We start from the raw sequence: 24,624 nt of genomic DNA on the forward strand, positions 1-24,624 counted from the left end.
ATTATCAGGTATTAAAAACAATACCATTTTATCTTTTCTTTAACATTCATATCTGTGATAGCACGACGCACAAGAAACAAACGCCGCCCATTATAATAAAGCGCAATGTAAAGGAGCAACATGATGGCAATAACTTACTTCGTCACATCAACAAACACAGAGCAACTTCAGGCGTGGTTATATAATGATTTTCTTCGTTCTCACGCAATGCAATGTCATTATTTATTAGAGCGTCGGCATCTGGCATTAATCAATAAGGATTATTTAAAACTTACGCTACCCGATGAAATGCTGACGCAGGCTATTTATCAGAAATTACGCGCTGCATCACTGCAATTGCAGTTTGATTTTTTTGTCAAACCTCAGAGCACCCCCACAAAGGGACTGATTGCATTTGATATGGACTCAACGTTTATTGAAGAGGAAGGCGTGGATGAAATCGCTCACACGCTTGGCATCTCTGCGCAAATCGCGGAGATGACCCAACAGGCGATGGAAGGGAAAGTAGATTTCGACACCAGTTTTACCCGCCGTATTCGCATGTTAAAAGGCACGCACTGTGATGTCCTCAATGCCGTTTGCGATCGAATGACGATTTCCCCCGGCCTTGCCGCTATGTTGCCGGTACTGAAAAACAAAGGGTTTAAAACGGCCATTATTTCCGGCGGTCTGGATATTTTTACCCAACGACTGAAAGAAAAGTATCAGCTCGACTACGCCTTTTCCAACACGGTTGAAATAAAAGATAACGTCCTGACGGACAATATTACCTTCCCGATCATGAATGCCGGAAAAAAACGGCAAACGCTCTCTGCGCTGGCAACACAACTCAACCTCGCTGTACACAACATTATTGCCTGCGGCGACGGCGCAAACGATCTGCCGATGCTAACGTACGCAGGAACCGGTATCGCGTGGCGGGCAAAACCCGTTGTCAGAGAAACAATCCATCATCAGATTAATTTTCATGGATTCGAATCACTTCTGTTCTTTATTGAAGATGAATTATAACCACATTTCCGTCGCCGGAAGGGAAACTCACGATGAACATAAAAGCATTTATTTTCAGTCAGGCCGATCGGCCTGTTATGAACGCGAAAAAAGAGATTGATCATACTTATAAAAAATTTCGCACAGAGATCATCACCTCGGTATTTATCTCTTATGCCGTATTCTATCTGACCCGTAAAAACTTTTCTGCTGCGATGCCAGCCATGCTGGCGGATACGTCGCTAACCGCAGAAGATTTCGCCATCATGTCCTCCATTTTTTACATTCTTTATGGTTCCATGAAGTTTGTTGGCGGCATGCTGGTTGATAAAATTAACCCTAAAGCCATGACCGGCCCGGTGCTGATTGGCGTCGGCATCGTCAATATTCTCTTTGGCTTTTCCGATAGCGTCGCGGCGTTCTACGTATTGTACAGCCTCAATGCGATTCTCCAGGGCACCAGCTTCCCGCCAATGGCGAAAATTATGGCCTCCTGGTTCTCAAAAAACGAACGCGGGCGCTGGTGGGCAATCGTTGAAGCAGCGCATAACATTGGCGGCAGCCTTGCCCCGCTGCTCACCAGCTTCGCCATTGCCTTTAGCGGCAGCTGGAAAATGGGCTTCTATGTCCCTGGAGTCATTTCCCTTCTGATGGGGGTTGTCGCGCTGTTTACGATTCAGGATCGTCCCGGCACCCTCGGGCTACCCAATGTCGGCGAATGGCATAACGACCCTACCGAGCTTGCACAGGTAAAAGCCAGCCCGGTCAATCTGAGCTTCTGGCAGGTGTTCGTTAAATACATTCTGACCAACCCACTGGTATGGATCATCATCGTGGGCGATATGTCCGTGTATATTGCGCGCACTATTCTCAATGACTGGCCGCAAATCTATTACTCGCAGGTACACGGCTGGAGCCTGATTAAAGCAAACTCCATTATCTCGTGGTTCGAAGCTGGCGGGCTGGCAGGGGGACTGCTGGCCGGATATTTGTCAGACTTTATGTTTAAAAGCAACCGCTGGATGACGGGGTTAATTTTCGCCTTAATGCTCTGCGTATGCATCGTGCTTATCCCACTGGTGCAGGATACCTCTTACACCATCACCGCCGTACTTTTCACCATCATGGGATTTGCACTGTACGGGCCGCATATGCTTTTTGCCGTCGGCTGCCTGGACGTTACTCACAAAGATGCTGCGGGTTCTATTACCGGTTTCCGGGGATTATTCAGTTATGTTGGCGCGGCAATGGCCGGCGTACCGGTCATTCTGGTGAAAAATAGCTGGGAATGGTCTGGCGTCTATATTTACGCCTTCATCGCTATTTTATTAACCACGCTCTCCCTGGCGCTACTTTCTCGTCTCCATCGTCTGTAAAAAACGATAATCTATTGCCATAACGTAACAACGGAGGGTATCCGCCCTCCTTTTCATCCTTCATTTCTCCATTTTTTTTTCAATATTTCCTCACATTTACGATCCGCCATCTTATTGATTTGAAATCCCTTTCCGTGAAAAACAAATAAACACAAATGATTTCAATTATCATTTGTGTTTACAAATATTCATTCTTTTGTACAATTCGTCCCGCTTATTCACCGCAAAGAGTACTTAAAAGACAAATACATACCGTTGTCATGGCCTTTTTTCATGGCTCGCAGTTTTACTCATTTAATGGAATGACAAAAATGACCATACCTCACGTTAAGGCTATCGCTGCCGCAGTATGCGCAGCGTGTCTCCCATCGCTCGTCTATGCTGCCGATCAGGACACCGTCGTTGTAACCGCCACGGGATTTGAGCAGAAAATCCAGAACGCCCCCGCGTCTATCTCCGTTATCACCAAACAGCAGATCGAAGACAAAGCCTATCGCGATGTCACCGATGCGCTGAAAGATGTGCCCGGAGTCGTCGTTACCGGCGGCGGCAGCAGTAGCGATATCAGCATCCGCGGGATGGCTTCGCAATACACGCTGTTCCTGGTCAACGGTAAGCGCATCAGCACGCGCGGCACGCGTCCGAACAGCGATAACTCCGGGATCGAGCAAGGCTGGCTGCCGCCGCTGGAATCGATCGAGCGTATTGAAGTTATTCGCGGGCCAATGTCATCGCTTTACGGTTCAGATGCGATGGGCGGCGTCATTAACGTGATCACCAAAAAAGTGTCCAACACGAAAGGCTGGACCGGCTCCCTGCATGGCGACGCCACCTTCCAGGAAGACAGGGACTCCGGTGATTTGTACCAGACCAACGCTTATGCGTCCGGCCCGCTGATTGACGGATTGCTGGGAGCGAAAGTGACCGGGCTGCTCTCTCGCCGTGCGGAAGACAAAATCGTCAATGGCTACAACGAGCAGCGCCTGCGCAACGGGGCTTTAACGCTTAACTTTACGCCGGATGATAAAAACGATTTTGACTTCGACATCGCGCGTGAATTGCAGGATCGCGACAGTACGCCAGGCAAGTCAATGGCAGAAGAAAGCTGCCGCAACGGTAGCTGTAAGCCAAACAGCAAAAGCGAAAACCGCTATGAGCACACCACCTATTCCTTAACCCACAGCGGTTATTACGACGACTTCAACACCACCAGCTACATTCAGCAGGAAGAGACCAACAACCCCGGTCGCCAGATGAAGTCTTACAACACCATCTTTAATAACCAGAACCAGATCTTCCTCGGCGCGCATACCCTGACATTAGGTGGGCAGTATCGTTACGAGAAACTGAGCGATAACGGCAACCAGTTAAAAGCCTACGAAGACGTGAACAAGCTGACCCGCTGGAGCTGGGCGCTGTTTGCTGAAGATGAGTGGGCGATGACCGACAGCTTTACGCTGACCGGCGGTATCCGTATGGATAAAGATGAAAACTATGGCGACAACTGGACGCCGCGTGGCTATGGCGTATGGCATCTTACCGATCAGTGGACCTTAAAAGGCGGCGTCTCTGCGGGCTACCGCGCGCCGGATCTGCGCCAGTCCTCCCCGACCTGGGGACAGATTACCGGCGGCGGTCGTCTGAACGGTATTATTGTCGGTAACGCAGACCTGAAACCAGAAAAGAGCCTGAGCGAAGAGTTGGGCCTGCTGTGGGATAACGGAGATAACCTTAACGCTGGCGTGACGCTGTTCAATACCGACTTCAAAGATAAGATAACCGAAGTGCGTCGCTGCAACAGCAGTTCAGATCCGGCCTGTACTATTGGTGGTGAGAAATACGACTTTGTCAGCGATCGCGTCAACGTTGATAAAGCCAATATGCGCGGCGTGGAGTCCACCTTTGGCTGGAAGATCACCCGCGATCTCAACTGGACGGCGAACTACACCTATACTGAATCTGAGCAGAAAAGCGGCCAATTCTCTGGCAAGCCGTTGAATAAAATGCCGAAGCATATGTTCAACACCACGCTGGACTGGCAGGCAACGCAGGATGTTGGCTTCTGGAGCCGTCTGAACTTCCGCGGCAAGACCTCCGAATACCTGAGCCGTACTTCAATGGCCCAGGGAACGCCGTCTTATACGCAGGTTGATGTTGGTGTGCGTTATTACGCGTACAAAAATCTACTGTTAACCGCGGGCGTGTATAACGTTCTGGACAAACAGATCGATTACGAGACTTACGATACCATTCTCGACGGTCGTCGTTACACGGTTGGCCTGACTTATAACTTCTAAGTTCAGTACAACAAAAAGCCCCGGCATGATGAATGTCGGGGCTTTTTTATTTTACCTGCCGGATGGCGGCGTAAACGCCTTATCCGGCCTACAAATGTCGTTCCTGTAGAGCGCAGCGCCATCAGGCCTACAGGTTATTTCTTCACACGCTCCGGGAAGTGCATTTCACTGTAGCGAACAAAGTGCGTTCCCTTTGTCAGCTTGTAGCCAAACCAGATAGCCAGGAACAGCGGAATCCCGATATAGGTTGCCGCTACGCCGCCCCAGTCAATGGTGTCTTTCAGGAAGGCTTCATAGTTCTGACCCAGCGTGATGGTCAGACACAGCACAAACGCAAAGATCGGCCCCAGCGGGAAGAATCCAGAACGATACGGCAGATCTTTCACATCGTTACCCTGCAACACATAGCCACGGCGGAAACGATAATGGCTGATGGCAATCCCCAGCCAGGCGATAAAGCCCGTCATCCCGGAGGTATTCAGCAGCCACAGGTATACCGTCTGGTTGCCAAACATCGACGTCAGGAAGCAAAGCCCCGCGATTACCGTCGTCGCATACAGCGCGTTACGCGGAACGCCGCCGCGTGACAGCTGCGCGAAAATACGCGGCGCTTTACCGTCACAGGCCAGGGTGTAGAGCATACGGGTAGACGCGTACATCCCGGAGTTACCCGCCGACAGCACCGCCGTCAGGATAACCGCGTTCATTACCGCCGCAGCGGAAAGCAGACCCGCATGCTGGAACACCAGAGTGAACGGGCTGACGCTGATGTCTTTCACATCGTTACGCAGCAGGCTCGGGTCGGTATACGGGATAATCAGGCTGATAATCAGGATCGCGAACACATAGAACAGCAGGATACGCCAGAATACCTGACGCACCGCGCGCGGAATGTTTTTCTCTGGATCTTCAGACTCACCCGCCGCGATACCAATCAGTTCCGTCCCCTGGAAGGAGAAGCCGACAATCATCGCCACGCCAATCATCGCCGCAAAACCCCCGGCAAACGGCGCATCGCCGGTCGTCCAGTTGCTCCAGCCCACTGGCTGCGCCCCTTTGAAGATGCCGACGATCATCATGACGCCCACGATGATAAAGATAATGACGGTCGCCACTTTGATCAGCGAGAACCAGTATTCTGCTTCGCCAAAGCCTCTGACCGAGATGTAGTTCAGCAGGAAGATCACGCCGAGGAACAGCGCACTCCAGATCCAACCCGGCGTATCCGGGAACCACCAGTTCATCACCAGCTGTGCGGCCACGAGGTCTACGGCGATGGTCACCGCCCAGTTGTACCAGTAGTTCCAGCCGAGCGCGAAGCCAAAGCCTTCTTCAACATAGTTCTGACCGTAAGTCGCAAATGAACCGGATACCGGCATATACGCCGCCAGTTCACCGAGACTGGTCATCAGGAAGTAGACCATCAGACCGATCAGGATATAAGAAAACAGCGCGCCGCCTGGACCCGCCGCAGAAATGGTTGCACCAGATGCAACGAAAAGACCCGTACCGATGGAACCGCCAATGGCGATCATTGTCAGGTGACGCGCCTTTAATTCGCGACGTAACGCGGGCGCTTCTGTGGTTTTAGTTTCGGAAACCATGTGAAAATGCTATCCATCCAAAAAATGAGGCGCGATTGTAGCAGACGAAACGCCATCCTTCCGGCACAAATGCGCAGTTATAAGAGACCTTCATGACTGGCCGTGGATTATAAGTAAAGTGTAGATCGGATAGACGTTAAGACATTCGCCTGATGGCGCTGCGCTTATCAGGCCTACAGGATCGACATTTGTAGGCCGGATAAGGCGTTTACGCCGCCATCCGGCAAAGGACGCTTATTCGCAGTAGCGCAGAAAACGCTGTAAGGCATTGGAAAGGTGTTTCTGGCGATGGTGGATTCGCCACAGGGTTCGCACCAGGCGCGGCAAAGGCACCGCGATTTCACTCAACGTTCCCGCCTGAAGCTGTTCCTCAATAACCCGCCGCGACAGGCAGCTGATGCCCAGACCATGACGCACGGCGTGTTTGATCGCTTCGGAGTTACCCAGCTCCATCGCCATTTCGAATTTTGGCAAGTGCGAAAGCAACAGGTAGTCGACAATCTCACGCGTACCGGAACCGCGCTCGCGCAGTATCCAGGGCGCGGCGGCAAGTTGTTCAAGCGTTACCGGCCCTTGCGCCAACGGCGAGGACGGTGCGGCAAACACCACCAGCTCATCGTCCAGCCACGGCTCAGAAATAATCTCAGTATTGTGGCACGGGCCTTCAATCAGGCCGATATCCACCCGAAAATCGAGCACTGCCGTAATGACATCCTGGCTGTTGCCCACGCTAAGTTCCAGCGGCAGATCGGGAAAGTCCTTCCTGTAACGGGCAATTACCGCAGGCAGGATGTAATTACCGATGGTGCTACTGGCATAAACGCGGATTGCGCCGTTGTCTTCCCGAAACAGTTGCTCAATTTCGACAGCCTGCTCCAGCAGCGCCAGCGCACGCGGGTACAGCAAGCGCCCGTGTTCATTGACTACCAGCCGTTTCCCGACGCGGTCAAATAGCTGTACGCCAAGCTGACCTTCCAGATCGGTCAATGCTGCGCTTACGGCCGACTGCGACAGCGACAGCATGACTGATGCCTGGGTCGTCGAGCCGCTTTTTAGCACCTCAGTAAAAACTTCTAGTTGTCGTAGCGTGATATGCATTGTTGTTTTCCACTGGCAGGCCGTCGCTTACCACTTATAAAGATTAATTATAAATATATAATCAATTTTATTTTTAAACCAGTTCGCCATAACATTTTACCCATATAGAGGAGAAGGTTATGACAGAACTCACCTTACAGAATCACCATCGTACAGTGTGGCATTTTATACCGGGGCTTGCCCTGAGCGCAGTTATCACAGGGGCCGCCCTGTGGGGTGGAGCTATTCCTGCCGTCGCGGGAGCCGGGTTCAGCGCCCTCACCTTAGCCATCTTACTGGGAATGGTCATCGGCAATACGGTGTATCCGCAAATCTGGAAAAGCTGTGACGGCGGCGTGCTGTTCGCTAAACAACATCTATTACGCCTGGGGATCATTCTCTACGGTTTTCGCCTCACCTTCTCACAGATTACAGACGTGGGCGTCAGCGGGATTGTGATTGATGTACTGACGCTCTCCAGCACTTTTTTACTCGCCTGTTTCCTCGGGCAGAAAGTGTTTGGTCTGGACAAGCACACCAGTTGGCTGATTGGCGCCGGAAGCAGCATTTGCGGAGCGGCGGCAGTGCTGGCAACGGAGCCCGTCGTTAAAGCGGAGGCCAGTAAAGTTACGGTGGCCGTCGCGACGGTGGTGATTTTCGGTACGCTGGCAATCTTCCTCTACCCGGCAATGTATCCGCTGCTGGCGCACTGGTTCAGCCCGGAAACCTACGGCATCTATATTGGTTCGACCATGCATGAAGTAGCCCAGGTCGTTGCCGCCGGACACGCCATTAACCCGGACGCGGAAAACGCCGCGGTGATTGCCAAAATGCTGCGCGTAATGATGCTGGCGCCGTTTCTGATTCTGCTGGCCGCCCGCGTGAAACAACTTTCTCCGGCGACGGGCGCGGAGAAAAGCAAAATCACCATCCCGTGGTTTGCGGTGCTGTTCATCGTAGTGGCAATCGTTAACTCGTTCCATCTGCTGCCGCAGGCGGTGGTAAACATGTTGATTACGCTGGATACGGTTCTGCTGGCGATGGCAATGGCCGCGCTGGGTCTTACAACGCACGTCAGCGCGCTGAAGAAAGCCGGAGCGAAACCGTTACTGATGGCGCTGGTGCTGTTTGTCTGGCTGATTGTTGGCGGCGGCGTGATTAACGTACTGATTCACCATCTTATCGCATAAAGCACTACATTTTGCCCCTGTTAACCCGCTATCATTGGAGAGTATTTTTTTCGAATACACGACATTATTCAAACCTGAAGAATAATGTGTATAGCGGGTTTAACAGGAGTCTTCCATGAAATATATCGGAGCGCATGTCAGCGCCGCTGGCGGGTTAGCCAACGCTGCAATTCGCGCCGCAGAAATTGACGCAACCGCATTTGCGCTGTTCACGAAAAATCAGCGTCAATGGCGCGCCGCGCCGCTCACTGCCCAAATCATTGATGACTTTAAGGCCGCCTGCGAGAAATACCACTATTCGCCTGCGCAGATCCTTCCCCACGACAGCTATCTGATCAACCTCGGGCACCCTGTCAGCGAAGCGCTGGAAAAATCGCGCGATGCGTTTATTGATGAAATGCAGCGTTGTGAGCAACTGGGGCTATCGCTGCTCAATTTCCACCCGGGTAGCCATTTACAGCAAATCCCGGAAGAGGAATGTCTGGCGCGAATTGCAGAGTCGATCAACATTGCCCTTGAGAAAACCCAAGGGGTCACGGCAGTCATTGAAAACACTGCGGGTCAGGGGAGCAATCTGGGATTCAGGTTTGAGCATCTCGCCGCCATCATCGACGGCGTGGACGATAAGTCCCGCGTGGGCGTCTGTATTGATACCTGTCACGCGTTCGCGGCCGGTTACGATCTGCGTACCACCGACGAATGTGAAAAAACATTCGCCGATTTTGAGCGTATTGTGGGCTTTACATACCTGCGCGGCATGCACCTGAACGACGCGAAAAGCGCCTTTGGCAGCCGCGTTGACCGTCACCACAGTTTGGGCGAAGGCAACATTGGTCATGATGCATTTCGCTGGATCATGCAGGACGATCGTTTTGACGGTATTCCGCTGATTCTGGAAACCATCAACCCGGATATCTGGGTAGAAGAGATCGCCTGGCTGAAAGCGCAGCAAACGGCAAAGGTGGTTGCGTAATGATGAACGACAGGGAAAAGCAGATCCTCAAGATCCTGCGCCGCAATCCGCTCATTCAGCAAAATGAAATCGCTGATATTTTGCAGATCAGTCGCTCACGCGTGGCGGCCCATATTATGGATCTGATGCGCAAAGGGATGATCAAAGGCAAAGGCTATATCCTCACCGAGCAGGAGTATTGCGTGGTGGTCGGGGCGATCAATATGGATATTCGCGGCGTGGCGGATATCCATTATCCGCAGGCGGCTTCCAACCCTGGCAGCATTCACTGTTCTGCTGGCGGCGTGGGGCGCAATATTGCGCATAATCTGGCGCTGCTGGGTCGCGATGTGCATTTGCTCTCTGCGGTCGGTAGCGATTTTTATGGTGAAACGCTGCTGGAGCAGACTCGTCAGGCTGGCGTGAACATCTCCAGCTGTATCCGTCTGCATGGGCATAACACTTCAACCTATCTGTCCATCGCCAACCAGCAGGAAGAGACGGTGCTGGCGATTAACGACACCCACATTCTGCAACAGCTGACGCCGCAGTTGCTGAATAGCTCGCGGGATCTTATCCGTCACGCTGGCGTGGTGCTGGCGGACTGCAACCTGACGCCGGAAGCCATCGAATGGGTCTTTACCATTGCGAATGAAATCCCGGTCTTTATTGATACCGTTTCAGAGTTCAAAGCGGAAAAAATCAGGACCTGGTATTCACGCATTCATACGTTAAAACCCACGCAAAAAGAGCTGGAGATTCTGTGGGGAAAAGCGGTGCGTTCCGATGCCGACCGTGTACAGGCCGTCAATGACCTGCATCAGCAAGGCGTACAGCGAATCTTCGTTTGCCTGGAAGATGAAGCGGTCTTTTGTAGCGAGAAAAACGGCGAGCAGTTTTTACTCACCCCGCCGTCTCACACCCGCGTGGACAGCTTCGGCGCGGATGATGGCTTCATGGCCGGGTTGCTCTACAGCTTTCTGGAGGGAAGTGATTTTCGCGATAGCGCGAATTTCGCAATGGCCTGCGCGGCGTTATCGCGCGCCAGCATCAGTATTAACAACCCCACCCTCTCCGCCGATAACGCGCTTTATCTGCTGAAAACAACCCTGGCATAATGCCTGATGGCGCTACGCTTATCAGGCCTACGGAGTGCGTTACTGTAGGCCGGATAAGGCGAAGCCGCCATCCGGCAAAATCGTCTACTACAACTACGCCAGCCCGATAAAGAACCCCGCGATAGTGGCGCTCATCAGGTTAGAGAGCGTTGCCGCCGCCAGTGCCCGCATTCCTAGCTGGGCGATTTCCGGCGCACGCTGTGGCGCAATCGCAGAAAACGCGCCTACCACCACACCAATCGAACCAAAGTTGGCAAAGCCACACAACGCGAAAGAGATGATCGCTATCGTCTTCACATCCAGCGTACCGGCAGCTTGCAGATACGGTGAGAAATTGAGATAAGCGACAAACTCGTTAATCGCCAGTTTTTGCCCAATCAGGCTACCGGCAAGCGTCGCATCGCTCCAGTCCACGCCCATAATCCAGGCCAGCGGCGCTAAAACCCAGCCGAAGATCCCTTCTAGCGTGGCGTGACCAAAGCCGAACCAGCCGCCAACGCCGCCGATGATGCCGTTAATCAGCGCGATAATCGCAACAAACGCCATCACCACCGTCGCCACACCGGCGGCGATTTTCAGCCCGGTCATCGCGCCGCTGGCCGCCGCTTCAATGATGCTTTTTGGCGGCGTTTCGGTAAATGACAGGTTTTCAAACGTCACCTTCGATTCTTCCGTTGCCGGGCTCAGCATACGGGCAAACAGAATGCCGCCAGGGATCGCCATTAAGGACGCCGCCAGCAGATAATCAATCGGCACCCCCATTCCGGCATAGCCAATCATCATCGAACCGGCGATTGAGGCCATGCCGCTACAAATGGCGGTAAACAGCTCATTACGATTTAGACGGTCGATAAATGGCTTAACAATCGCCGGGATCTCGTTTTGCCCGAGGAAAATGGTAGTGACCGCAACAAACGACTCGATCTTGCTGATGTTCAGCGCTTTCTGGAAAATACCGCCGAGGATACGGATCAGCAGTCCCATCACGCCAATGTAGTAAAGCAAGCTGATCAGCGCAGTCACAAAGATGATGGCCGGCAACACGCGAAAGGCAAAGATAAACCCGGCGCCGTCAAACAGCACATCCATTTTTGGCCCTACTAATGAGCCAAAGATAAATGCGCTACCCGCGTCGCTGTAGGACATCACCTTGTGGACACCGAGCGCGGCCTGCTCCACCAGCCATTTCCCCGGCGGGAAATAAAGCATGATCCCACCGATGGCGATTTGCAGCACCAGCGCTGCGCCAACGGTACGCAGGCTGATACGTTTTTTATTCACTGACAGCAGAAATGCGATTGCCAGTAGTACCACCATACCCACAACACTTCTCATTATATCCATAATGATTTTCCCTTCATGCCAGGAAACCCGGCGTGAAAGCCAGGTTTTGATATCGCGGGCGACCGCTCTCTGCCCGTGCGTTTTTATCAGGCGAGGCGTTGATATTCCTTCGCTATTTCACAGGCCAGTACAGCGTTGTTGAACACCAGTTGGATATTGGATTTCAGGCTATCGCCGCCGGTCAGTTCCGCCACGCGCGCCAGCAAGAATGGCGTACTTTCTTTCCCCACGACGCCCTGCTCTTCCGCTTCTTTCACGGCCTGATCGATCGACGCGTTGATTTTCTCTTCCGCCATCGCAAACTGTTCCGGGATCGGGTTTGCCACAACCAGACCACCGTTCAGGCCGGTTTGCCATTTCACCGCCATTGCGCGGGCGATGTCTTGCGCGCTGTCCAGGCGGATACTGACGTCAAACGGACTGGTACGGCAGAAAAATGCCGGTAATGCCTGGGTCCGATAGCCAATTAACGGCACGCCAAAAGTCTCTAAATATTCGGTGGTTAATCCCAGGTCGAGAATTGATTTCGCCCCCGCACAAACTACCGTGACATTGGTATGCGCCAGCTCCTGTAAGTCAGCAGAAATATCAAACGTATGTTCTGCGCCACGATGTACGCCACCGATACCGCCGGTTGCAAATACTTTAATTCCGGCCAGTGCGGCAATAATCATGGTGGATGCAACCGTCGTTGCGCCATTTTTCCCAGCGGCAACCACAAATGGTAAGTCACGACGACTGACTTTTGTAACGTTATGTCCTTCACGGCCTAATAATTCAATTTCTTCTTTATTCAGGCCCACTTTCATTACACCGCCAATAATGGCAATGGTTGCGGGCACGGCGCCATGCTTACGAATGGTTTCTTCAACTTCAATTGCCGTTTGCGCATTTTGCGGAAAAGGCATGCCGTGGGAAATAATGGTTGATTCCAGCGCAACAATGGGTTTCTTACTTTTTAACGCATCCTGTACTTCTGGCGAAATTTGTAATAATTCAGAGGAAAGAGTTAATTCAGACATTCTGTGTTCTCCACTAACGATGTAACATTCGCGACAGATAAATCAGGGTTATTGGTATATTCACAGGCAAGCGCCATTGATGAACAACCCTGTGCAAATCGAACCGAATCTATAAAGGGCAAGCCGTCCATCCAGCAGGCGGCGAGTCCCGCCATCATGGCGTCGCCAGCGCCGGTCACATTGACGACGTTGGTTTTAATGGGGAGCGACCAGCCGTTTTCGCCGTTGATATCGCTGTAATAAACGCCGTCGCCACCCATACTAAGCACCAGACGGTTCAGGCCATGTTCATGAAACCATGCCGCAACGCTCCCGACATCTTCCCGCCCGGAGAGGGGAATGCCGCTGAGGGTTTCAGCTTCAAGCCGGTTGGGTTTCAGCGTGTGAATTTTGCCAAGTCGCTCGCGAATTTTGACACACTTCCAGGCAGAAACCGGATCAACAAATACCGGCACATCGCCTGCATTTTCCAGCACCCAGTTCAGTGCCTCTTCGCTGATATTACAATCGGCGACAATCACTTTTGCCCCACGAATAAAATCAGCATGCTGTGATAAAAATTCAGCCGAAATAAAGTCGGTAATGCTCATGTCATTTATGGCGACCAGCATTTCTCCGGTATTGTCGAGCAGGGATAAGTAACTTGACGTATTTTCTCCCGGCACAATCAGACATTTATCAACGTGCACACCGGATTGATTCGTTTGCGCCATTAATGACTGCCCATAGAAATCACTCCCGACGGCCGTCAGTAGCCATGAGTTTTTTCCCAGCAGCGCCAGATTATGCGCAATATTGCGCCCCACGCCGCCGGGGGTAAATTTTATTTTTCCCGGATTGGAGTCCGCATAATTTAAAGAAGCATGCGAATACCCGGCAACATCCATATTGGCTGAGCCAATCGTCACTATGTATTCCGTTTCACGCATAGAACGTCCTCTGGCATTAAGCTGCCATAACAATGAGTTCGTTAAGAATAACCACCGCCACAATCGAGATTATTAGAGCACATGTTCATATTAAAACATGTGTTCATGATATGCGTGTTTTTGATAAAGTAAATCCATCCGCAAGCCCTAAAGCGAATAGATATGAACAGAGTCACAATTTTTTATAGATACAGTTTGCAAGGGAGGAAAAAGTTGCGAGCCAGGACACAAAATGGGGGGGATAAAAAAGGCAGAAAAATACCGGATGGCGACGCTAATGCGTTTTATCCGGCCTACAGGATCGGTATCCGTAGGCCGGATAAGGCGCTCACGCCGCCATCCGGCACAAGGTTTTACATTATGCCGCTTTCGCGATAACTTCAGCTTCCGGGCGTTTCAGGAACGCATAGGCCAGACCGGCAACCAGCGTACCCGCAACAATCGCCAGCAGATAGCCCAGCACCGGTGTAATCGCGCCAGGAATCAGCAGCACAAACAGACCGCCGTGCGGCGCCATCAGTTTCGCGCCAACCCACATTGAGATTGCGCCTGTCAGCGCGCCGCCGACGATACAGCATGGCAGGACACGCATCGGGTCGCGCGCCGCAAACGGGATCGCGCCTTCGGTAATGAAGCACAGCCCCAGCACCAGCGCGGCTTTGCCCCCTTCCTGCTGCGCCTTGTCGAACTTACGACGCGCAACCAGAGTTGCCAGCCCAAGAGCCAGCGGAGGAACCATGCCTGCCGCCATAATGGCCGCCATCGGCGCATAGGTCTGGGTACTCAGCAGACCAACACCGAACGCATACGCCGCTTTGTTAACCGGGCCGCCCATATCAGTACACATCATACCGCCGAGGATCGCGCCCAGCAGTACCGCATTCGCCGTCCCCATCGTTTGCAGCCAGTGAGTCAGCCCTTCCAGAATGCCGGCAACCGGTTTACCGATAAGGTAAATCATCGCCAGACCGACAATCAGACTGGAAATCAGTGGAATGATCAGGATCGGTTTCAGCGCTTCCATACTTTGCGGAAGTTTTAGTTTAGTGCTGATAAGTTTCGCGACATAACCGGCCAGGAAGCCCGCGATAATACCGCCGATAAAGCCAGATCCGGTGCTCACCGCCAGCATACCGCCGATAAGACCCGGCGTCAGGCCTGGACGATCCGCAATGGAAAACGCGATATATCCCGCCAGTACCGGCACCATTAGCGCGAAGGCGGAACCGCCGCCGATCTGCATCAGCGCCGCAGCCAGCGTACCTTCTTCTTTAAACGCCTCAATACCAAACGCAAAGGAGAGCGCGATACACAACCCACCTGCAACCACCATTGGCAGCATGTAGGAAACGCCCGTCAGCAGATGGCGATATGCGCCAGCGCTCTCTTTTTTCCCTTCTGTCGCGGCGGCCTGCGCTTTGCCCGTAGGCGCATACGGCGTCGCTTCCGCTACGGCTTTGTCCAGTTCCTGCGCGGTTTTCTTCAGCGCCAGGCCGGTTGATGTACGGTACATCGGTTTTCCGGCAAACTTCGCCAGATCCACTTCGATGTCAGCCGCCACGATCACCAGATCCGCTTCCGCAACCTCTTCCGGCGTGATGGCATTGCCTGCACCCACGGAGCCACGGGTTTCGACCTTCACCCACCAGCCACGTTTTTTCGCTTCGGTTTCAATCGCTTCAGCCGCCATAAAGGTATGCGCGACGCCTGTCGGACACGCCGTCACCGCCACGACGCGTTTCGGGCCGCTGGCCGCTGCCGGGGCGGCAACCGCTGTCGGCGCGCTGTATGGCGTCGCGTGTCCTTTCGCTTCATTGAGGAACAGTTCCGGGTGCGCCACAGCACGGGCAATATCGCCCAGCCAGACTTTTTTACCGTTCAGCGCGCTGTCGTTCGGCACAGCGTCAGCCAACACAATGGCTAACTCTGCGTCATTCGGATTGTCGATAATTTCCAGATTTGCTTTATGTGCCGCCGCGCCGAGCAGGGTCTTCGCCATGTAAGCGCGAGCCTGGCCGAGATTGGCGTCAATAATCAGCAGCGTTTTCATTATGCCTCTCCTGCTGTCAGTTAAACGGTTTTAAGTCGACGCGCGCCATCATTGCGGCCAACTGAGGACGATCGGTAATGCCCACATTGCTCTGGCTTACCGCAAGCGCGGCAACGGCTGTCGCCAGACGCAACGTATGTTCACTGGATTCACGCATCAGCAGGCCGTAAATCAGACCGCCAACCATAGAATCCCCTGCACCTACGGTACTCACCACATCAACGGACGGTGGCTTCGCGATCCATTCGCCGGATGCGTTCACCCACAGCGCCCCTTCCGCACCGAGAGAGATCACCACATGCGCAATACCTTGCTCACGCAGGGCGTGCGCCGCGTCGATCACATCTTTCATTTCCGGCAGCTTACGGCCTGCCCAGATTTCTAATTCACGACGGTTCGGTTTCACCAGCCACGGCGCCGCTTTCAGACCCGCCACCAACGCTTCACGACTACTATCAAAGATAATGCATGGGCACTGGCTACGCAGACGCGTCATCCAGTCGGTAAATGCTTCCGGGCTGACGCCTGTCGGCAAGCTGCCGCTGACGCAGACCATATCGAACTGACCCAGCCAGCTCAGCGAATCGTTCACAAAACGTTCCCAGTCAGCCGGAGTCACGTCAAAACCGGAGAAGTTAAAGTCGGTCACTTCACCGTCTTTTTCCGTCAGCTTAACGTTGATGCGGGTACGCCCCTGCACCACCTGAAAACGGTTGGCAATGCCCAGCTCGCTGAACAACTGCTGGAAACCGTCCTGGTTGTCTTTACCCAGGAAACCGCCAACTGTGACATCAATACCTAAATCTTTCAGAACTCTGGCAACGTTGATGCCTTTACCCGCCGCATGCAGACCCGTGGTTTTCACCAGGTTCACTTCGCCGCGTTCAATCTCCGGGCAGAAACCGACCAGGTCGTATGCCGGATTAAGGGTGATAGTAGCAACACGTCTGCTCATTACACGCCCTCCCCAAGACCAGCGGCAATGGCGTCGCCAATCGCTTTCAGCGCCTGTTCAGCATCTTCGCCCTGCGCCGTAAAGCGCAGGCGATGGCCTTTCTTCACGCCCAACGCCACCACTTTCATCAAACTGCGTCCATTTGCCGGTTTTCCGGTTCCATCAAGGTTTGCCACGGTAATTTCGCTATTAAATTGTTTAATGGTATTCACCAGCATGGTGCCCGGACGGGCGTGTAAGCCATGCTCATTGCGCACGACAAATTCGGCGCTCAGCACGTCGTCAGTCAATGCTTCATCACTGGTCAGCAGCGCCAGCACGGTGGCGGCATCCGCTTTCAGCAAACGGTCAGCTTTATTGTTCAGCAGCAGATCGCCAAGGCGCTTCAGCACGGCGACGGGCTGATCGTCATTCATCGCGACGGTCACCAGCAGCGCAGCCGCTTCGCCCTCTACGTCAAACGCCGTGGCCGCACGGCTCACAGCGATAGCGCTGCGCAGGTTGCCGTCCGCGCTGTCGTTCAGCCAGATGCCCTGGCCGAGATTCATCGGCTGTTCATTGATGGTTCTGGCAACAAACGCGGCATCCACAGCGCCTGCTTCTTTCAGGCGCGCGGCGTTCAGCGCCTGTAGCGTCACCAGGTCGCTGGCCACTACATCCAGCGTCAGGGTGTCGTTATCCAGCTTCAGCTGTTCGCTCTGCTTTTCACTCATCAGCAACGCGCGCAGTTCTTCTGCCGTCGTGGCGGATTTCAGCTGTTCAGCCACAGCGTCATCGCTTAATACGTGCGTCAGCTGACGCAGCAACCCGAGATGCTCATCGGAGCTGGCGGCAATACCAATCGCCACATAGGCCACTTGCCCTTCGCCCCAGGTTACGCCCTGCGGAAACTGGAACACCTGCACGCCGGTTTTCAGCACCTGATCGCGCGTGTCGGTCGTTCCGTGCGGAATGGCGATACCGTTGCCAAGGAAAGTGGATGTCTGTTGCTCACGCGCCAGCATGCCGTCGACGTAGCCGTCTGCGACGTTGCCCGCCTGCACTAACGCAGCGGCAACCTGGCGAATGGCCTCTTCTTTGTTTCCGGCCTGTTCGCCCGGATGAATGTCCTGAACCGATAACTGGAACATAGTTCTCCTCTCCTGCTGAACTTGAAACGATTCAGCTAACATGAGAAAAAAGGCGCTAATCTGACTTGTAACCAAAAACAAAATAGCGCTGAAACGTTTCAAGAAGTCTTGCGCTTTCTGCTTCAGCACGCAAGTAAAGTCGTAAAATTGATGACAGAATTTAGAGATAAAGCACACTTTTCATTCAGGAAGGTAATAAATGCTGAAATGAATTGCCCGTAAAACGATCTGTTTCAGCACCGTCAGCATCTTCCCTTCATAGACTGAAATGCTATTTTGATTTTTTGTGGCGATTTTGATTTGGGCACCTGTTTATTTCCTGACGAGCAGCGTAAACTCCGCGTCTCTTCACACCACTGATACAGAAACATGCATAACACCCCCGTTGCCGCCACACCAAAAACGTTTGATTTGACGTCTTCGGCATTCCTGCTCGTCGCATTTCTGACGGGTATCGCCGGTGCGTTACAGACGCCGACGCTCAGTCTTTTTCTGACGGATGAAGTACACGCTCGTCCGGGGATGGTTGGCTTCTTTTTTACCGGCAGCGCCGTTATCGGCATTCTGGTGAGCCAGTTTCTGGCCGGGCGCTCCGACAAAAAAGGCGATCGCAAAAGCCTGATCGTTTTTTGCTGTGTGCTGGGCATGTTGGCCTGCGTGCTGTTTGCCTGGAACCGCAACTATTTTATTTTGCTGTTCGTCGGCGTTTTCCTGAGTAGTTTTGGTTCGACCGCAAACCCGCAAATGTTCGCCCTTGCCCGCGAACATGCCGATCGCACCGGTCGCGAAGCCGTGATGTTCAGCTCGATATTGCGCGCCCAGGTTTCGCTGGCGTGGGTGATTGGGCCGCCGCTGGCCTATGCGCTGGCGATGGGGTTCAGCTTTACCGTGATGTACCTGAGCGCGGCGGCGGCGTTTGTCGTCTGTGGCGTTATGGTCTGGCTGTTTTTACCGTCAATGCGTAAAGATGCGCCGCTTGCTGCCGGAACCCTTGAAGCGCCGCGCCGTAATCGCCGCGATACGCTGCTGCTCTTTGTTATCTGCACATTAATGTGGGGAACCAACAGCCTCTATATCATTAATATGCCGCTGTTTATCATTAACGAACTGCATCTGCCGGAAAAACTTGCCGGCGTCATGATGGGGACTGCCGCCGGGCTGGAAATTCCCACCATGTTGATTGCAGGCTATTTTGCTAAACGTCTGGGGAAACGCCTGCTGATGCGGATCGCCATCGTGGCGGGGTTCTGCTTTTACGCGGGTATGCTGCTGGCGCACTCGCCTGTCGTTCTGCTCGGCTTGCAGTTGCTGAACGCAATTTACATCGGCATTCTCGGCGGCATCGGGATGCTCTATTTTCAGGATCTGATGCCCGGCCAGGCGGGTTCAGCAACCACGCTGTATACCAATACCATCCGCGTAGGCTGGATTATCGCCGGATCGCTGGCGGGGATTGCGGCGGAAATCTGGAATTACCACGCCGTATTCTGGTTTGCGCTGGTGATGGCCCTCGCGACGATGGTTTGTCTGGCACGCATTAAAGACGTTTAAGGCGCAGTAAGCGTTTCCAGTTCAATGAGGTAGATCATTGCCTGCGCCCTTGTCTGACCGCACATATCGGCGCTGGGTTGCAGGCCTGCGCAGACCTTTGGACGCAGCGGCGAACCGAAGATCTTACAGCGTTGATGTTCATCAAGCTGGACACACGCCGTGTTTGCGGGTTTACCGTCAGGCATACCCGGAATGGGGCTGGAGATTGAAGGCGCGGTGCAACATGCTCCGCAATCCGGGCGGCATTCCATACAGTATTCTCTATTCGTAAGCCACCGGACTGAAAGTGGGCGAACAGTATACACAAAATCATCCGGGATATGTGAATTCCACTTGCCTGAATCGCCCGGCGCGAGTAGTTTGACGCGATATTTTAGACATTCTCTACAACAGGATTTTTTCGATGCCAAGAGCGAACGAAATTAAAAAAGGTATGGTACTGAACTACAACGGCAAGCTGCTGATTGTAAAAGATATTGATATTCAGTCACCGACCGCCCGCGGTGCCGCGACGCTGTACAAAATGCGTTTTTCCGACGTCCGTACGGGTCTGAAAGTCGAAGAGCGTTTCAAAGGCGACGACATCGTTGATACCGTCACCCTGAGCCGCCGTGGCGTCGATTTCTCTTATATCGACGGCAACGAATATGTGTTCATGGATAAAGAAGACTATACCCCGTATACCTTCACCAAAGATCAGATTGAAGAAGAACTGCTGTTTATTCCTGAAGGCGGAATGCCGGATATGCAGGTGCTGACCTGGGACGGTCAGTTGCTGGCGCTCGAACTGCCGCAGACGGTTGATCTGGAAATCGTGGAAACCGCACCGGGCATTAAAGGCGCGTCAGCCAGCGCCCGCAACAAACCCGCAACGCTGAGCACCGGTCTGGTGATTCAGGTGCCGGAATACCTGAGCGCCGGTGAAAAAATCCGTATTCACATTGAAGAACGTCGCTACATGGGCCGCGCGGACTAAGCGCCCGTTGCCGATGCACCAACAAAAAAGGACAGCCAGGGCTGTCCTTTTTTATGACCAACAGGTGTTACAGCAAATCGCGGAACTGGGTCTTTTTCAGCGCCAGTTCAACGCCACGAATTTCCGCCAGCCCTTTCAGACGACCAATAGCGGAGTAGCCGGGGTTGGTTTTCTTATGCAGATCGTCAAGCATCTGATGACCGTGATCCGGGCGCATTGGGATCGGACGCAGATCGCCTGCCAGCTTACGACGCTGTTCTTCCGTAAGAATTGCGGTAATCACCGCGACCATATCGACATCCCCTTGCAAATGCGCGCCTTCGTGGAAGGTTTTCGGGTTATCTTCACGGCAGGTTGAGCGTAAATGGGTAAAGTGAATGCGGTCGCCAAACGTCTCGATCATTTTCACCAGATCGTTATCCGCGCGTACGCCGTACGAACCGGTACACATGGTGAACCCGTTGTTAATGCTGTCTACGGTTTCTTTCAGCCACTGCATATCTTCAATGGTGGAGACGATGCGCGGCAGGCCGAGGATGGGGCGCGGCGGATCGTCAGGATGCACCGCCAGGCGCACGCCGACTTCTTCTGCCACCGGCACAATCGCACGCAGGAATACCGCCATATTTTCGCGTAAATCCTCTTTGCTGATACCGTTATATTCCGCCAGACGCGCACGGAACTGATCCAGCGTATAACCCTCTTCAGCGCCAGGCAGCCCGGCGATAATATTCCGGGTCAGTTTTTCGATATCCGCAGCGCTCATGGCGTTGAAGTAGTCCAGCGCCTGGCGCTGTTCTTCTTCGCTGTAGTCCGCTTGCGCGCCGTCACGCTTCAGGATGTGCAGTTCGAAAGCCGCAAAGGCAATCTGATCGAAACGCAGCGCTCTGGAACCATCGGGCAACGGATATTCAAGGTCGGTACGCGTCCAGTCGAGAATCGGCATAAAGTTGTAGCACACGGTATCAATACCGCAGGCGGCCAGATTACGGATGCTTTGCTGATAGTTTGCAATCCAGGTCTGGTACTGCCCGGAGCGGGTTTTAATCTCTTCATGCACCGGAATACTTTCGACAACAGACCAGGTCAGCCCTTTCTCAGCCAGAATGGCCTGGCGCTTTTTAATCTCTTCAACCGGCCACACATCACCGTTCGGAATGTGGTGCAATGCCGTCACAACCCCCGTTGCGCCAGCCTGACGCACATCATCAAGCGATACCGGATCGTTAGGCCCGTACCAACGCCAGGTTTGTTCCATTGCTTCACCTCACAAGTTGTTATACCAAATTAGTTTACCTGAGTGATGACTACCATACAGGTATCGCGTAAATGGTCAACGCAGGGCGCATGATTGATTGATCCAGCTCACAATCCCCGGATAAATGCGGCATACCAATTCAATTTGGTGTCATATAACTTTACACTACCATTGTTAATTAATGGTTAATCAGGTGTGTTCTTAATGAAGACTATTGCCTCTGCCCCACTCCCGGAAGGCGTACTGACGCCCCGCTACGATCGACAACAACTACAAACCCGGATTGTGCACTTCGGTTTTGGCGCGTTCCACCGCGCCCATCAGGCATTATTGACCGACAGAGTGCTGAATGCGCAAGGCGGAGACTGGGGGATCTGCGAGATCAGCCTGTTCAGCGGCGATCGCCTGATGAGCCAGCTTCGCGAGCAGAATCACTTGTACACCGTGCTGGAAAAAGGCGCGAACGGCAATCAGGCGATTATCGTCGGCGCGGTCAAGGAGTGTCTGAACGCAAAGCTGGATTCGCTTGCCGCTATTATCGAAAAGTTCTGCGAGCCGCAGGTGGCGATAGTGTCACTCACTATCACCGAAAAAGGATATTGCATCGATCCGGCAACCGGTTCGCTCGACGTGTCAAACCCGCGCATTATTCACGATATGCAACACTCCACGGAGCCGCACTCGGCGCCGGGGATTCTTGTGGAGGCCCTGCATCGTCGGCGTGAGCGCGGGTTGTCGCCTTTCACGGTTCTCTCCTGCGATAACATCCCGGATAACGGCCATGTGGTTAAAAACGCCGTTCTGGGCATGGCGGAAAAACGCGCGGCGGAGCTGGCGGCGTGGATTCAGCAGCACGTCAGCTTCCCGGGAACGATGGTAGACAGAATCGTGCCTGCCGCCACAGAGGAGTCGCTGGACGAAATTACCCGCGAGCTGGGCGTCGCCGATCCCTGCGCCATCAGTTGTGAACCGTTTATACAGTGGGTCATTGAAGATAACTTTGTGGCAGGCCGCCCGCAGTGGGAAGTCGCTGGCGTGCAGATGGTTGATGACGTGCTGCCCTGGGAGCAAATGAAACTACGCATGCTCAACGGCAGCCATTCGTTCCTTGCATATCTCGGCTATCTGGCCGGGTTCCAGCACATCAGCGATTGTATGCAGGACAGCGCGTTTCGCGAGGCCGCTTACCGCCTGATGATAAATGAACAGGCGCCGACATTGCGCATCACCAACGTCGATTTATCCCGCTATGCCGCCAGCCTGATTGAACGCTTCGCCAATCCGGCGCTGAAGCACCGGACCTGGCAAATCGCGATGGACGGCAGCCAGAAATTACCGCAGCGGATGCTGGAAGGCATTCGCGAACATCTGGCGCGTGGGAGTGACTGGCCGCTGCTGGCGCTGGGCGTCGCAGGCTGGATGCGCTACGTCAGCGGCGTGGACGACGCTGGTGCAACGATTGATATTCGGGACCCGCTCAGTGAAAAAATTCGCCTGCTTGTTGAAAGCAGCAGTGACGCGGAGCGGGTTAGCGCGCTGCTGTCGTTGCAGGAGGTTTTCGGCACGGATCTCGTGAAAAATCCCCTGTTTGTGCAGGCCATTGAGCAAGCCTGGCGGCGCATTGCGCAACATGGCGCGCATCAGGCGGTCATTGATACGTTAAAAAGTTAACAATTTCTGTCTTTCCAGCGGGCGAAAAAATTCTTCGTCCGCTCTGCCCTTCTCTTTTTCGTTTTTTTTCGCCAGGATTAGCACGAGCCGTTACGGCATATCATTATTCTGGAGCAGACGTGACCAAAACCAACCTCATTACCGGCTTTCTCGGCAGTGGAAAAACGACCTCTATTCTTCATCTGTTAGCCAACAAAGATCCTGCGGAAAAATGGGCCGTGCTGGTCAACGAATTTGGCGAAGTGGGCATTGACGGCGCACTGCTTGCGGACAGCGGCGCATTGCTGAAAGAGATCCCCGGTGGTTGCATGTGTTGCGTGAACGGATTACCAATGCAGGTGGGGCTAAATACCCTGCTGCGCCAGGGCAAGCCGGATCGCTTGCTGATCGAACCGACAGGACTTGGCCATCCGAAACAGATCCTCGATTTGTTAACCGCGCCGGTTTACGAGCCGTGGATCGACCTGCGCGCCACGCTGTGCATCCTTGATCCGCGTTTACTGCTGGATGAAAAGAGCGTCGCCAACGAAAACTTCCGCGACCAGCTGGCCGCCGCCGATGTCATCGTCGCGAATAAAACCGATCGCGCTACGCCGGAAAGCGAAAGCGCCCTGCAAACCTGGTGGCAACAGTACGGCGACAATCGTCAACTGGTTCATGCCGACCACGGGCAAATCAACGGACAGCTGCTGGATTTACCGCGCCAGAACCTGGCGGAACTGCCCGCCAGCGCCGCCCACGCGCACCAGCATGCCGAAAGAAAAGGGCTCGCCGCGCTTAGCCTGCCGGCGCAACAGCGCTGGCGTCGCAGCCTGAACAGCGGCCAGGGGCATCAGGCCTGCGGCTGGATTTTTGATGCAGATACCGTGTTCGACACCATCGGCCTGCTCGAATGGGCGCGCCTCGCGCCGGTTGGACGAGTGAAAGGCGTTATGCGCATTAAGGAGGGTCTGGTGCGTATTAATCGTCAGGGTGACGATCTTCATATTGAGACCCAAAACGTCGCGCCGCCGGACAGCCGCATCGAACTCATCTCAGACCGCGAAACAGACTGGAACACATTACAGACCGCATTGTTGAAGCTTCGTTTAGCCGAGGACGCGTAAGGTTGCCTCCGTTTTACTGAATGGCGAG

20 protein-coding genes are annotated in these 24,624 nt (G+C 53.6%); 10 read left to right on the forward strand and 10 right to left on the reverse strand.

All coding sequences use genetic code 11. The features are described from left to right. Positions 1 to 123: 123 nt before the first annotated feature. The 3 genes from serB (at position 124) to OGX93_RS18530 (ending at position 4,663) form a co-directional block, all read left to right on the forward strand. A complete protein-coding gene (gene serB, locus OGX93_RS18520; RefSeq protein ID WP_153258930.1) occupies positions 124 to 1,011 on the forward strand; it encodes a phosphoserine phosphatase SerB in 888 nt (295 codons plus the stop codon). A gap of 32 nt (positions 1,012 to 1,043) precedes the next feature. Beyond that, on the forward strand, positions 1,044 to 2,366 hold the full coding sequence (locus OGX93_RS18525; protein WP_286449191.1) for an MFS transporter: 1,323 nt from the start codon (positions 1,044 to 1,046) through the stop codon (positions 2,364 to 2,366). 311 nt (positions 2,367 to 2,677) lie between these two features. After that, entirely contained in the window at positions 2,678 to 4,663 is a 1,986-nt protein-coding gene (locus OGX93_RS18530) for a ligand-gated channel protein (protein WP_024130173.1), read from the forward strand. 134 nt (positions 4,664 to 4,797) lie between these two features. Here OGX93_RS18530 and lysP read toward each other — a convergent pair whose 3' ends face one another. Next, on the reverse strand, positions 4,798 to 6,267 hold the full coding sequence (gene lysP, locus OGX93_RS18535) for a lysine-specific permease (RefSeq protein ID WP_012131607.1): 1,470 nt from the start codon (positions 6,265 to 6,267) through the stop codon (positions 4,798 to 4,800). 234 nt (positions 6,268 to 6,501) lie between these two features. Further along, complete coding sequence (gene yieE / locus OGX93_RS18540; protein ID WP_012131605.1) at positions 6,502 to 7,365, reverse strand: DNA-binding transcriptional regulator YeiE; 864 nt, start codon at positions 7,363 to 7,365, stop codon at positions 6,502 to 6,504. A 119-nt stretch (positions 7,366 to 7,484) separates the two neighbouring features. On the opposite strand from yieE, the gene OGX93_RS18545 reads away from it, so the two are divergent. From OGX93_RS18545 to OGX93_RS18555, 3 genes are all read left to right on the forward strand, one after another. Further along, on the forward strand, positions 7,485 to 8,534 hold the full coding sequence (locus OGX93_RS18545) for a YeiH family protein (protein ID WP_286449193.1): 1,050 nt from the start codon (positions 7,485 to 7,487) through the stop codon (positions 8,532 to 8,534). 115 nt (positions 8,535 to 8,649) lie between these two features. Further along, complete coding sequence (gene nfo, locus OGX93_RS18550; protein ID WP_110494024.1) at positions 8,650 to 9,507, forward strand: deoxyribonuclease IV; 858 nt, start codon at positions 8,650 to 8,652, stop codon at positions 9,505 to 9,507. A 2-nt stretch (positions 9,508 to 9,509) separates the two neighbouring features. Continuing rightward, on the forward strand, positions 9,510 to 10,604 hold the full coding sequence (locus OGX93_RS18555; RefSeq protein WP_134769954.1) for a sugar kinase: 1,095 nt from the start codon (positions 9,510 to 9,512) through the stop codon (positions 10,602 to 10,604). 93 nt (positions 10,605 to 10,697) lie between these two features. On the opposite strand, the gene OGX93_RS18560 is transcribed toward OGX93_RS18555, so the two are convergent. The 6 genes from OGX93_RS18560 to fruB form a co-directional block, all read right to left on the reverse strand. Next, positions 10,698 to 11,948, reverse strand: a complete 1,251-nt coding sequence (locus tag OGX93_RS18560) for a NupC/NupG family nucleoside CNT transporter (protein WP_104868442.1) — start codon at positions 11,946 to 11,948, stop codon at positions 10,698 to 10,700. A gap of 86 nt (positions 11,949 to 12,034) precedes the next feature. Continuing rightward, positions 12,035 to 12,970 (reverse strand): pseudouridine-5'-phosphate glycosidase, encoded by a 936-nt coding sequence (locus tag OGX93_RS18565; RefSeq protein ID WP_286449194.1) that lies wholly within the window; start codon positions 12,968 to 12,970, stop codon positions 12,035 to 12,037. Next, a complete protein-coding gene (locus tag OGX93_RS18570; RefSeq protein WP_012131594.1) occupies positions 12,958 to 13,899 on the reverse strand; it encodes a pseudouridine kinase in 942 nt (313 codons plus the stop codon). The genes OGX93_RS18565 and OGX93_RS18570 overlap by 13 nt, the downstream gene beginning before the upstream one ends. 358 nt (positions 13,900 to 14,257) lie before the next feature. After that, positions 14,258 to 15,949, reverse strand: coding sequence for a PTS fructose transporter subunit IIBC (gene fruA, locus OGX93_RS18575; RefSeq protein WP_012131593.1), 1,692 nt, complete (start codon positions 15,947 to 15,949; stop codon positions 14,258 to 14,260). Between the two features lie 16 nt (positions 15,950 to 15,965). After that, positions 15,966 to 16,904, reverse strand: coding sequence for a 1-phosphofructokinase (gene fruK / locus OGX93_RS18580; RefSeq protein WP_012131592.1), 939 nt, complete (start codon positions 16,902 to 16,904; stop codon positions 15,966 to 15,968). Continuing rightward, entirely contained in the window at positions 16,904 to 18,034 is a 1,131-nt protein-coding gene (fruB, locus tag OGX93_RS18585; RefSeq protein ID WP_286449196.1) for a fused PTS fructose transporter subunit IIA/HPr protein, read from the reverse strand. The genes fruK and fruB overlap by 1 nt, the downstream gene beginning before the upstream one ends. Positions 18,035 to 18,403: 369 nt before the next feature. Here fruB and setB point away from each other — a divergent pair, with 369 nt between their 5' ends. Next, positions 18,404 to 19,585 carry a sugar efflux transporter SetB gene (gene setB, locus OGX93_RS18590; protein ID WP_047462472.1) on the forward strand — a complete coding sequence of 394 codons (1,182 nt, stop codon included), beginning with the start codon at positions 18,404 to 18,406 and terminating at the stop codon, positions 19,583 to 19,585. Here the strand turns inward: setB and OGX93_RS18595 are convergent. Next, positions 19,582 to 19,836: a YkgJ family cysteine cluster protein gene (locus OGX93_RS18595; protein WP_286449197.1), complete on the reverse strand. Its 255-nt coding sequence runs from the start codon at positions 19,834 to 19,836 to the stop codon at positions 19,582 to 19,584. The genes setB and OGX93_RS18595 overlap by 4 nt on opposite strands. Before the next feature lie 152 nt (positions 19,837 to 19,988). Between OGX93_RS18595 and yeiP the strand changes: the two genes are divergently transcribed. Continuing rightward, positions 19,989 to 20,561: an elongation factor P-like protein YeiP gene (yeiP, locus tag OGX93_RS18600; protein ID WP_012131588.1), complete on the forward strand. Its 573-nt coding sequence runs from the start codon at positions 19,989 to 19,991 to the stop codon at positions 20,559 to 20,561. 67 nt (positions 20,562 to 20,628) lie between these two features. Here the strand turns inward: yeiP and uxuA are convergent, their stop codons facing one another. Continuing rightward, positions 20,629 to 21,819, reverse strand: a complete 1,191-nt coding sequence (uxuA, locus tag OGX93_RS18605; RefSeq protein WP_012131587.1) for a mannonate dehydratase — start codon at positions 21,817 to 21,819, stop codon at positions 20,629 to 20,631. 204 nt (positions 21,820 to 22,023) lie between these two features. Here uxuA and OGX93_RS18610 point away from each other — a divergent pair, with 204 nt between their 5' ends. Together OGX93_RS18610 and OGX93_RS18615 are read left to right on the forward strand one after the other, a co-directional pair. After that, positions 22,024 to 23,490 carry a mannitol dehydrogenase family protein gene (locus OGX93_RS18610; protein WP_286449199.1) on the forward strand — a complete coding sequence of 489 codons (1,467 nt, stop codon included), beginning with the start codon at positions 22,024 to 22,026 and terminating at the stop codon, positions 23,488 to 23,490. Positions 23,491 to 23,609: 119 nt separating this feature from the next. After that, positions 23,610 to 24,596 carry a CobW family GTP-binding protein gene (locus OGX93_RS18615; protein ID WP_049009461.1) on the forward strand — a complete coding sequence of 329 codons (987 nt, stop codon included), beginning with the start codon at positions 23,610 to 23,612 and terminating at the stop codon, positions 24,594 to 24,596. Positions 24,597 to 24,624: the final 28 nt, after the last annotated feature.

The sequence above is a fragment of the Citrobacter sp. CK195 genome (genome assembly GCF_030333365.1).
GTDB classification, from domain to species: domain Bacteria; phylum Pseudomonadota; class Gammaproteobacteria; order Enterobacterales; family Enterobacteriaceae; genus Citrobacter_B; species Citrobacter_B koseri.